Origin of the sequence: Actinomadura logoneensis, from assembly GCF_003428695.1 — a bacterium.
In the GTDB taxonomy this organism is placed as follows: Bacteria; Actinomycetota; Actinomycetes; order Streptosporangiales; family Streptosporangiaceae; genus Spirillospora; species Spirillospora logoneensis.
In genome coordinates this window covers 1-10,961 of the sequence record NZ_QURH01000155.1, presented here as the reverse complement: position 1 = coordinate 10,961, position 10,961 = coordinate 1, and the positions used below count along the sequence as shown (strand labels likewise).

Below are 10,961 nucleotides of genomic sequence, written 5' to 3'. Positions count from 1 at the left end.
CGAGATGCCGCCGCCGATGCAGCACCCGGGCGGCCCCCAGGGCGCGCCCGGCGGGCCCGGCGGCACGGGTCCGCAGGCGACCGTCCCCGACCCGCGCTACCAGGAGCCGCACCAGTACGCCGGCGAGCAGGAGTTCCAGCCCGCCGGACGCCGGGAGCGCCGCGCCGCCAAGCGCGCGCAGCGCGGCCCGCGCCGCTGGCTGTGGCTCGTCGTCGTCGCGGGCGTGTTCGTCGCCGCCGTCGCGGGCGCCGGGGTGTTCTTCATCCAGACCGCCCGCGCCGGCTACTACATCGGCGAGGAGAACGGCAACGTCGTGCTGTTCCGCGGCACCACGCAGAAGATGCCGATGATCAGCCTGTCCCGGAAGGCCGACCGGCAGCCGAACCCGCCGATCAAGGTCTCCGACCTCCCGCAGGACCGCGCCCAGGCCGTCCGCGCGACCTACACGGTGAAGGGTCCGGCCGCGCTGGACGACCTGGTCCGCGCCGTGTGCCGGTACAGCCTGCGCGACGACGGCGGCAAGGTCGCGGTCCGGCGCGGCGTCGAGCAGAACGACTGCGCGCCGACGACCGTCCGGCCGGGCACGATCACGCTGGCCGAGCTGCCGGTGTCCGACCAGAACTCCGTCCGCGACGGGAAGTTCTCCTACATCGGGGTCGCCGCGGCGGACAAGAAGATCGCCGAGCTGTCCGCCCGGGTGGAACTGTGTCGGGGGGCGCACCCCACGATCAAGGACTGCCCCGCGCCGTCGAGGGGCAGGTCGTAACGCATGCACGCACTCGGGGAGCAGATCCGCGCCCAGATCCCGTACCAGCGGCGCAACGCGGCGTCGCTGGCGCTGCTGGTGTTCGCCATGGTGCTGACGCTGGCGGCGTTCGCCGAGGTCGGCCTGGCGCGGGACGGATCGATCCCGGCGGGCCTGTTCGGCTACGGCGGCGGCCTGGTCGTCCTGGCCCTGATCGCCTACGCGGCGCAGCTGCGGTTCGCGCCGTTCGCCGACCCGCTGCTGCTGCCGCTGGCGGTGGCGCTGAACGGCCTCGGCCTGGCCATGATCTACCGGCTCGACCTGGACACCAGCCGCGACCGCAAGGTCGCCGAGCTGGCCGGCAAGAAGGTCATCCCGGACGCCGCGGACGCGCCCGGCCAGCTGATCTGGACGTTCGTCGGGATCGCGCTGTTCGTGGCCGCGATCGCGATCATGCGCGACACCACCAAGCCGGACGCGAAGCTGTCGTTCACGCCGAAGACCGCGCAGCGCTACACCTACATCATCGGCCTCGGCGCGGTCATCCTGCTGCTGCTGCCGATCGTGCCGGGCATCGGCGCGGAGATCAACGGCGCGCGGGTGTGGATCCACATCGGCCCGTTCTCGGTGCAGCCGGGTGAGTTCGCCAAGCTGATGCTGGTCGCGTTCTTCGCCGGGTACCTGGTGAACAAGCGGCAGGCGATGTCGCTGATCGGCAAGAAGATCGGCCCGCTGTCGCTGCCGCGCGCCCGCGACCTCGGCCCGGTCCTGGTGATCTGGCTGCTGTGCCTCGGCGTCCTGTTCATGCAGAAGGACCTCGGCACCGCGCTGCTGTACTTCGGCCTGTTCGTGTCGATGGTGTACATCGCCACGCAGCGGGTCTCCTGGGTGATGATCGGTGTGGGCCTGCTGGCCCTGGCGGTGTTCGTCGTCACGCTCCTGCCGTTCATGGCGCACGTGAACCAGCGCATCGACATCTGGCAGAACCCCCGCCCGTACTTCGACGGCGGCTGCCTGATGACCAACGGCAAGGTCGTCCCGGTCAACCCGAACACCGACATCTTCAAGCAGGCCAAGCAGACGCTGGAGGCCAAGGCCCAGCAGCAGGAGGCCGCCGGGCAGAACGCCACGGCGGTGCAGACCCGGCTGGTCGGTCCCGGCTGGTGGGCCTGCACGAAGATGGGCGGCGAGTACTCCGACAGCGCCCAGCTGATGAAGGGCATGTTCGCGCTCGGGCAGGGCGGGGTGCTCGGCACCGGGCTCGGCCAGGGCAAGCCCTGGCAGACGCCCCTGTCGTTCAGCGACTTCATCTTCGACTCCATGGGCGAGGAGCTCGGGCTGACCGGCCTGATGACGCTGCTGCTCATGTACGCGCTGATCGTCCAACGCGGGATGAAGACCGCGGTCGCGGCGCGCGACCCGTTCCTGAAGCTGTTCGCGGGCGGTGTCTCGTTCGTCCTGGCGATGCAGGTGTTCGTGATCGTCGGCGGCGTGACCAAGCTGATCCCGCTGACCGGTCTGACCACGCCGTTCCTGTCCCAGGGCGGGTCGTCGCTGATGGCGAACTGGATCCTGATCGCGATCCTGGTCCGGATGAGCCACGACGCCCGCAAGCCCGCGCCGCAGGCCATCCAGGACGAGGGCATGACCCAGATCGTGAGCCTGCGATGACCTGCCGTCCGACCGTGACGCCGGGCCCGCGCCCGGCGTCCGGTGGCACGCTGTCGCACCGGAGCGCCTCCGGTGCCCGGTTCCTTCCTTTCTCTAGCCCCCAAGCCCCCCAGCGAGGAGAAGCCGCGTCGTGAACATGGACAAGCCGGTCCGGCGGGTCGCCGTGTTCGCCCTGCTGCTGTTCTTCGGGCTGATGGCCCAGGTGAACTACGTCCAGGGCAGCCAGGCCGAGAAGCTGCAGAACGACGTCAACAACACCCGCAAGATCAGCCAGGTGTTCAACAACCCGCGCGGCCAGATCACCGCGGGCGGCGAGGTGCTCGCCTGGTCCACCCCGACCGGCAAGGACAACCCCAAGTACGGCCGCAACTACAAGGACGGCAAGGTCTTCGCCCCCGTCACCGGCTTCTTCAACGGCGGCGGCTCGAAGGTCGAGCTGGCCTACAACTCGCTGCTCGCCGGCACCGACAAGCGGATCACCCACCAGCGCTGGTTCGACCAGTTCATCGGCAAGAAGCCCGAGGGCGGCAACGTCGACCTGACCATCGACCCGAGGGCGCAGCGGGTCGCCTACCAGCAGCTCGTGAACGGCACCGCCCGGCGGTCCGGCGCGGCCGTCGTCGACATCAGGACCGGCGCGATCAAGGTGCTGGCGTCCAACGCGACGTTCGACCCGAACGAGGTGGCCCCGCAGCGCGGTGCCGAGGGCGCCAAGCGGCTGGACGAACTGGACCACGCCACCACGGTCATCAAGCCGCTGATCGACAACGCGATGCAGCAGACGTTCCCGCCCGGCTCGTCGTTCAAGACGGTCACCGCGGCGATCGGCATGGAGGAGCTCGGCCTGACCGAGAACTCCCAGGTCCAGTCCGGCCAGCTGATCCTGCCGGAGTCCGGCCGTCCGCTGCCGAACTCGCACGACGGTGGGAGCTGCGCCGGCACCGCGTCGCTGAAGGGCGCCTTCGCCGAGTCCTGCAACACCACCTTCGGCAAGATGGCACTGGACCTCGGCATCGACAAGCTGAACGCGGGCGCGGCCAAGTTCGGGTTCGGGCAGAACGTGCAGGTCGAGCCGCTGATGAAGGCTGCCAAGAGCGAGGTCCCGCTCGCGGTCCCCGACCTGTCGACCGGCAAGAGCATCCCGACCGGCAAGGACGGCACGGCCCGCTCCGGCATCGGCCAGGAGAACGTCCGCGCGACCCCGCTGCAGATGGCCATGGTCGCCGAGGCCGTCGCCAGCGGCGGCAAGATCATGCGCCCGTACGTGGTGCAGCGCGCCACCGCCAAGGACCAGTCCGAGGTGTACAAGGCGTCCCCGCAGCTCTTCTCCCAGGCCATCAAGCCGGACACGGCGAGCGCGCTGCGGGACATGATGCGCGCCGTGGTGTCCGAGGGCACCGCCACCAACCTCAAGGGCGACGACATCGCGGGCAAGACCGGCACCGCCGAGCAGGGTACGGACATCCCGAACGCCCGCTGGTTCGTCGGGTTCGGCCCGGTCGAGCACCCGCGTTACGCCTTCGCCGTGGTCACCGAGGGCAAGGGGGACGGCGCGAACGGCGCCGGTCCCATCGCCGCCGCCATCATGCAGGCGGTGATGAAGAAGTGAGCACGGGTACCCTCTCGGGGAGCCAGGACGGGACGCGCCTCCGTCCGGACGGGCCCCGTCCCGGCCCGGAACCGGCGGCACGCCCCGGCCGGAGCGCGGCGCCCCCCTCGGCCGGGAACATTCCCGGCCGGACCGGGACGCGCCACGACTCCGTCAACTCCGAGCCCGGCTCCGCCGCGTCCGCGCGGCGGGCGGCTAGGTTCGGGGGACAGGGTGACGACGTACGAGGGAATGTGCACAGATGAGTCAACCTCGGCTGCTCGGCGGCCGCTACGAGCTGGAGTCCGTGATCGGACGCGGCGGCATGGCCGAGGTCTACCGTGCCCGTGACCTGCGGCTCGACCGCGTGGTCGCGGTCAAGACGCTGCGTTCGGACCTGGCCCGCGACCCCACGTTCCAGGAGCGGTTCCGGCGCGAGGCGCAGTCCGCGGCGTCCCTGAACCACCCGTCGGTGATCGCGGTGTACGACACCGGCGAGGACGCGATCGGCGACACCCCGATCCCGTACATCGTCATGGAGTACGTGGACGGTTCGACGCTGCGCGACCTGCTGCGCGAGAACCGGGCGCTGCTGCCGCAGAAGGCCCTGGAGATCACCGACGGGATCCTGCGCGCGCTGGACTACAGCCACCGCGGCGGCATCGTGCACCGCGACATCAAGCCGGCCAACGTGATGCTCACCCGGCAGCACGAGGTCAAGGTCATGGACTTCGGCATCGCCCGGGCGATGCACGACTCGGCGTCCACGATGACCCAGACCGCGCAGGTGATCGGCACCGCGCAGTACCTGTCGCCCGAGCAGGCGCGCGGCGAGCGGGTGGACGCCCGCAGCGACATCTATTCGACCGGCTGCGTGCTGTACGAGCTGCTGACCGGACGGCCGCCGTTCACCGGCGACTCCCCGGTCGCGATCGCCTACCAGCACGTCCGGGAGGAGCCGACGCCGCCGTCCCAGATCGATCCGGACATCCCGCACTGGGCGGACGCCATCGTGCTCAAGGCGATGGCCAAGGACGCGGCGAACCGGTACCAGAACGCGAGCGAGTTCCGGCAGGAGATCCAGCGGGCCCTGCACGGGCAGCCCGTGGCGTCGACCGCCGCGTCCACGATGCTGATGGGCGCCGCGCCCACGGCCGTCCACCAGCCGCAGCACACCCAGGTCATGGGCGCGACGCAGCAGGTGCAGCGGCAGGACGGCTACGACCTGCCGCCCGTCCAGTACGGCGACTACCGGCAGGACGGCGACTACGACCGCGACCACGGGCGGCGCGGCGGGGGCGGCAAGGCCGCCGCGTGGATCGGCGCGGCGGTGGCCGTGCTGGCGGTCGCGGCGCTGCTCGGCTGGCTGCTCGCGCCGGACGGCGGCAACGACACCGTCAAGATCGCGGCCGTCAGCAACATGACCGTGGACGAGGCCACCCAGGCGCTCAAGGGCCAGGGCCTGACCGTCGCCGCCGACCCGCAGAAGGAGTTCAGCAAGGACGTCGGCAAGGGCAAGGTCATCAAGTCCGACCCCGCCGAGGGCACCTCGGTGAAGAAGGGCCAGATGGTCACCCTCGTGGTGTCGCGCGGTCCGGAGCCGCCGAAGAAGGTCGAGGTCCCGGACGTCAGCAGCCAGTCGGAGGCCGACGCGAAGAGCACCCTGGAGGGCCACGGCTTCAAGGTCGAGGTGAAGCGGCTCGCGTCCAACGAGGTCCAGCAGGGCATGGTGATCAGGACCGACCCGAAGGCGGGCGAGCAGGTCGCCCCGAACTCGTCGGTCACGGTGTACATCTCGTCCGGCACGCAGGACGTCGCGGTCCCGAACCTGCAGCGCCTGCCGAAGGACGTGGCGTGCCGCCGGCTGAAGGTGCTGCACCTGTCGTGCGTCGTCCAGGAGCAGCCGTCGCCGGACGCGACGATCCCGCCGGGCGTGGTGTGGAACGTCAGCCCGGCTCCGGGCACCAAGCTGCCGTCGGGGTCGTCCGTGACGGTGATCGTGACGCCGCCCCAGCAGCCGACGTCGCCGCCGCCGGACCAGAACCAGCCGGGCGGCCCGCCGCCCCAGCAGTGACGGTCCGCTGATCGCGCGAAGGCCCGGTCCCCGTGGAGGGGGCCGGGCCTTCGGCGTTCGGGCGCTTTGGTGTCGGCGGCGTCGGGAGGGTCGCGGGGGCCGCCTGGACATGGAAGAGGGCTTCCGCCACTCGGGGGCAATGGCGGAAGCCCTCTCGCTATGGTCTTCGTACCCGGAGGTATGGGCGTTACATGCGGCACTCAGAATTTTCGCCGCAAACCCCGCGGGTCCCGGTCAAGCCACTGGTCCGCAGGTCGCGAGCCAGTTGCGGAACAGCCGGTGGCCGCATGCGGACAGCACCGACTCGGGGTGGAACTGGACCCCTTCGACGGGCGCGGTCCGGTGCCGCAGGCCCATGACGACGCCGTCCGGGGTGCGCGCGGTCACGTCCAGCACGTCGTCCGGCACGGTCTCGGGGTGGACGGCCAGGGAGTGGTAGCGGGTGGCGGCGAACGGGTCCGGCAGGCCCGCGAACACGCCCGCGCCGTCGTGGGCGATCGGGCTGGTCTCGCCGTGGACGATCCTGGGCGCGTGGTCGACCGTCGCCCCGAACACGTGGCCGATCACCTGGTGGCCGAGGCAGACGCCGAGCAGCGGCGCACCGCGTTCGACGGCGTCCCAGACCAGGTCGAGGCAGACGCCCGCCTCCCCCGGATGGCCGGGGCCGGGGCTGATGAGGACGCCGTGCGCCGCGCGGGCGTCCGCCATCGAGACGTCCTCGCGGAAGGCGACCCGGCAGTCCGCGCCGAGTTCCCGCAGGTACTGGACGATCGTGAAGACGAAGCTGTCGTGGTTGTCCACGACGAGAACACGCACCCGGCCATTCTCCCCTGAACCACCACAAGGCGGCGAACGGCGGTGCGGCGGCGCACGCGGAGCGTAACCTTCCCGGACCCCTCCGAGATCAGAAAGGCCCCCATGCTCGTTCGCGCGCTCCTGTCCGGCGTTCCGCTCCTGTTCTCCGCCTCCCCGGCCGACCACGGGACGTTCGACTACGAGGACGTCCGCGGGCTCTCCGGTTTCGGCTACTGGGGTCCGCCGCGCGGCATGGGCGGCGAGTACCTGAAGACGAAGGTCTGCGCGCGGGACGTCCGGCCCGACGGACGCGCCGTCCGGATGACCGTCGCCCTGAAGGAGCCCGGCACGCCGACGACGCTGTACGTGGACGCGGTGAACCGCCGCGGGGTCGGCTCGACGTCCTGCTCGTCCCTCGTCAGCCTCGGAGCGGAGTGGATGTTCGCGCGCGGCGGCACGATCGACCGGCACGGCGTCTACCGTCCCGGGCCGTGGCGCCGCGTCCGCCTCCGCTGACCGCCCGCCCTGAGCCGGTGAGCGGTCAGCGGCGGGACGGGGTGGGCGCGGGCGAGGTGGGGGCGTCGCCGTTCATCACGCCGTGGTCGAACTGGAGGTTCGGCTCGACCAGCGGGAACACGCCGTACCAGAGGATCAGCGCCACCAGCAGGACGAGCCCGGCGGCGACCGCCGCCTTGACCCGCCGATCCCCGGGGAGCAGCCGCCAGATCAACGCGTACATGCCCGTCCTCCTACTTTCCGGTGACCCGCGGGTACTGGGCGGACAGCTCGCCGAAGACGATCAGGCGCTCGGCCGCCGAGTACAGCGGGTGGCAGGTGGTGAGGGTGATCATCCGCTTGGTGGGCCGCGCTCCCGGATGGAACGGCACGGGCGCGGTGACCTCGACGTCCGTCGGATCGACGACGCGCTTGTCGGTGATCCTGTAGACGTACTTGCCGTCCCGCGTGTCGATGTCGATCTCGTCGCCCCTGGTCAGCCGGCCGATCCGGTTGAAGGGCGCGGAGTAGGTCGTCCGGTGCCCCGAGACCACGAAGTTGCCGACCTCGCCGGGAAGCTGGGTGCCGGGGTAGTGGCCGGGGCCCTTGCGCAGGTCCGCCAGCGAGACGCCCTCGATCACCACGTACCGGTAGGACGCGCCGAGCTTCGGGATGCGGATCATCGCCAGGCCCTTGCCGAGGCTCACCCGCTCCGTCGTCACCTTGCCGGACCCCGCGGACCCCCAGGAGCGCATCATCTCCTTGCCGAGCCTGTCCTGCTGCTCGTGCGTGTAGCGGCCCGTCCCCCACAGCTCGTAGGTCACGAACAGCAGCAGGATCAGGCCCGCGGTGATGCACAGCTCGCCCAGTCCGCGGATCAGCACCCGCACCGGCTCCCGCCCCTCTCTCCCCGCCTCGCTCCGCCGAACCGCGCAGCCGCCGCGCCCGGTGTCCCCGGGTCAGTTCGACGGACGGCCTCCGGCCGCGTCGTCGCCCGTGTCCCTCGGCACGGTGGCGTGCTTCATGGCCACGTTCCCGGTGTAGGCGGGCAGCGACGCCCGCCGGAGCGCGTGCACCGACCAGCCGAGGCCGTAGGCGCGCACGTACCGCTGGTACACCGAGATCGCGGGGGAGGCGTCCAGCGCGGCGCGCAGCCGGTCCGGGTCGCCGACGGCGGTGATCCGGAACGGCGGCGAGTACACCACCCCCTGCAGGATCAGGGTATTGCCCACGCACCGGACGGCGCTCGTGCCGATCACCCGCTGGTCCATGATCTGCATGCCCCGGGCGCCGCCCGCCCACAGGGCGTTCACCACGGCCTGCACGTCCGCCTGGTGGACGACCAGGTCGTCGGGGGTCGCGCCCGCGGGCGCCGCGTCCTGGGCGCCGCGCGGCGCGTCGTCCAGGACGACCCGGACGCCTTCCCCGGCGATCGGGGTCATCCCGGCGCGGGCGGCGAGCCGGTCGGCGTCCGCCTGGGCCTGGTTCACCCGCGCGTCGGCGCGTCCGGCGGCCCGCGACAGCGCGTCCACGTCCCGGCGCAGCCGGTGGTAGCGGTCGCGTTCGACCAGCGTGCGGCGCTGCTCGGCGGTGATCAGCTCGGTGATCCGGGTCCGCCCGGTGTCGCGCAGGTCGGTGCCGCGGGCCGTGCTCGCGCTCGCCGCGAACAGGGCTCCCGCAAGGACCGTGAGAGCTGGGATGATGCTTCCCCACGCTCGACGCCGTACGCTGCTCACCAGCGACTACGCTAACCGACAATCCACCCATGCGCGGACCGGTGCGCCGGCCGACCGCCCGAGGAGACAGAACCCACCGTGGCCAAGTCCAAAGTGCGCAAGAAGGCCGTTTACACGCCCCCGCAGAAGTCCAAGGCCCCCGAGGTCAGCCCGCGCTGGCTCGCGCCGACGATGGTGACGCTGTGGCTGGTCGGCCTCGCCTGGATCGCCGTCTACTACGTCAGCGCCGCCACCGGCGTCGACATCCCGGTGATGTCCGACCTCCACAGCTGGAACCTGCTGATCGGTTTCGTGGCGATCATCCTGGGCGTCGGCCTCTCCACCAAGTGGCGCTGAGCCTTACCCACGTGCGGACGATCTGAATCCACGAAAGTTATCCACAGGCTGGGGACAGTTCTTCCCCGACCTGTCCAGCCGCGCCTCCCCGGGAGACGCGGCCAGACGTGCTGCCCGCGCACCGCGCCCGGGGCAGCGGTGGCGACACGCCCGGACGCGCCGTCCGCCGCCGTCGCCGTCCGGGCGCGCGAGCGGCTCTGGCGTCGAGGACGTCGGAACGGGCCGCCAGTTCGCCGGATACGCGCGTTTCAGCGCGATGCATGTGCGCAGTGGCCGTGTCCGAGGGATCGACTGCACCTGGACCGGCCGCGGACGGCGTCGCTGGAGCTGTTCGGCGGATGGAGCGACGAGGTCGAGCGTCTGCGCACCGCCTGCGAGAAAGGGCCGCAGGCGCCGCCGGTCAGGGCCGCCCCTGAGGCAGGGGTGGGCGCCGTCCGGACGGGCGGGCGAGCGGGCCTTACCAGGCCTTACCGGGCCGTGGGAGTGATCGGTCGCGAGCGGCCGTGAAGGTGGTCAGGCGAGGCCGTTGCTGATGTCGGGGGTGAAGGTGGCGGCCTTGGCGACGACGAGCGCCACGAACAGGACCAGGACGGCGATGGGCGCGGCGATGTGCAGCCAGCGCCGCCGGACGGCCGGGGCGTAGGCGTAGACGAACGCGACGGCGAGCCCGGTCACCAGGCCGCCGACGTGCCCCTGCCACGAGATCCCGCTCACCGAGAAGGTGAAGATCAGGTTGATCGCGAGCAGGAACAGGATCGGCCCGGTGGGCGCCCCGCTCCGCCGCGCGACCACGAAGAACGCGCCGAACAGGCCGAAGATCGCGCCGGACGCGCCGACCGCGCCGGTGTAGGGCGCGAGGAGCAGCAGCAGGACGTTCCCGCCGAGGCCCGACAGCAGGTACAGCGACAGGAAGCGCGCCCGGCCGAGCGCCACCTCCAGCGGCGGGCCCAGCACGTACAGCGCCCACATGTTCAGCAGGATGTGCGCGAACCCGAAGCTCCCGCCGTCCGGCTCCTGGTGCAGGAACATCGAGGTCACCAGCCGGTACCACTCGCCGTCCAGGACGCCGGCGACCAGCGCGCCGTCCGTGCGCACCAGGGCGCCGAGCATCATGAAGTCGGGGACGACCCGCTTCGAGGCGATCTCGCCGAGGTAGGCCAGCACGCAGACCGCGATCAGCGCGTACGTCACCACGGGCTGGTCGGACCGTCCCCGGCCGGGCATGGCCGGGCGGGGCCGCCGGACTCCGCGGTTGCCCTCGGCGACGCACTCCGGGCACTGGTGGCCGACCGCCGCGTCGCGCATGCAGTCGGGACAGATGTACCGGTCGCAGCGGGTGCAGCGGAGGTGCGCCTCGCGGCCGGGGTGCCGGTAGCAGGTCGGGACCGGCGTCTCGGGGGCGGGCTGTCGGTCGGTGCTCATCGTGGCGGCTCCGTGGGGCCTGGGTGCGGCGGGGCCGGCGCGCGCCCCGGACGGGCGGGACGGGGACCGGGCGGTCCGGGGGACGGCCGCGGCCCGCGC

At 71.8% G+C, this 10,961-nt stretch carries 10 protein-coding genes and 1 pseudogene; 6 read left to right on the top strand and 5 right to left on the bottom strand.

Going from position 1 to position 10,961, the window contains the following annotated elements; translation table 11 throughout:
- The 4 genes and pseudogenes from DZF91_RS08200 to pknB all read left to right on the top strand — a co-directional run.
- Positions 1–766: pseudogene (locus DZF91_RS08200) on the top strand (serine/threonine-protein phosphatase); the annotation flags it as partial.
- Positions 767–769: 3 nt separating this feature from the next.
- Complete coding sequence (locus DZF91_RS08195) at positions 770–2,416, top strand: FtsW/RodA/SpoVE family cell cycle protein (protein WP_117356880.1); 1,647 nt, start codon at positions 770–772, stop codon at positions 2,414–2,416.
- 136 nt (positions 2,417–2,552) lie between these two features.
- Positions 2,553–4,025 (top strand): peptidoglycan D,D-transpeptidase FtsI family protein, encoded by a 1,473-nt coding sequence (locus tag DZF91_RS08190; RefSeq protein WP_235834154.1) that lies wholly within the window; start codon positions 2,553–2,555, stop codon positions 4,023–4,025.
- 241 nt (positions 4,026–4,266) lie between these two features.
- Complete coding sequence (gene pknB, locus DZF91_RS08185) at positions 4,267–6,078, top strand: Stk1 family PASTA domain-containing Ser/Thr kinase (RefSeq protein WP_117356878.1); 1,812 nt, start codon at positions 4,267–4,269, stop codon at positions 6,076–6,078.
- A gap of 234 nt (positions 6,079–6,312) precedes the next feature.
- Here pknB and DZF91_RS08180 read toward each other — a convergent pair whose 3' ends face one another.
- The gene (locus DZF91_RS08180) at positions 6,313–6,894 is read right to left on the bottom strand and encodes an anthranilate synthase component II (protein WP_117356877.1); all 582 of its coding nucleotides are present in this window, start codon (positions 6,892–6,894) and stop codon (positions 6,313–6,315) included.
- 102 nt (positions 6,895–6,996) lie between these two features.
- Here DZF91_RS08180 and DZF91_RS08175 point away from each other — a divergent pair, with 102 nt between their 5' ends.
- Entirely contained in the window at positions 6,997–7,389 is a 393-nt protein-coding gene (locus tag DZF91_RS08175; protein WP_117356876.1) for a hypothetical protein, read from the top strand.
- 25 nt (positions 7,390–7,414) lie between these two features.
- On the opposite strand, the gene DZF91_RS08170 is transcribed toward DZF91_RS08175, so the two are convergent.
- From DZF91_RS08170 to DZF91_RS08160, 3 genes are all read right to left on the bottom strand, one after another.
- The gene (locus DZF91_RS08170) at positions 7,415–7,612 is read right to left on the bottom strand and encodes a hypothetical protein (protein ID WP_117356875.1); all 198 of its coding nucleotides are present in this window, start codon (positions 7,610–7,612) and stop codon (positions 7,415–7,417) included.
- A 10-nt stretch (positions 7,613–7,622) separates the two neighbouring features.
- On the bottom strand, positions 7,623–8,258 hold the full coding sequence (locus DZF91_RS08165) for a class E sortase (RefSeq protein ID WP_235834153.1): 636 nt from the start codon (positions 8,256–8,258) through the stop codon (positions 7,623–7,625).
- Positions 8,259–8,327: 69 nt separating this feature from the next.
- Positions 8,328–9,104 carry a DUF881 domain-containing protein gene (locus DZF91_RS08160; protein WP_117356874.1) on the bottom strand — a complete coding sequence of 259 codons (777 nt, stop codon included), beginning with the start codon at positions 9,102–9,104 and terminating at the stop codon, positions 8,328–8,330.
- A gap of 78 nt (positions 9,105–9,182) precedes the next feature.
- Here DZF91_RS08160 and DZF91_RS08155 point away from each other — a divergent pair, with 78 nt between their 5' ends.
- Positions 9,183–9,440: a cell division protein CrgA gene (locus DZF91_RS08155; protein WP_117356873.1), complete on the top strand. Its 258-nt coding sequence runs from the start codon at positions 9,183–9,185 to the stop codon at positions 9,438–9,440.
- 513 nt (positions 9,441–9,953) lie between these two features.
- Here the strand turns inward: DZF91_RS08155 and DZF91_RS08150 are convergent.
- Positions 9,954–10,862: a rhomboid family intramembrane serine protease gene (locus DZF91_RS08150; protein WP_117356872.1), complete on the bottom strand. Its 909-nt coding sequence runs from the start codon at positions 10,860–10,862 to the stop codon at positions 9,954–9,956.
- Positions 10,863–10,961 lie beyond the last annotated feature (99 nt).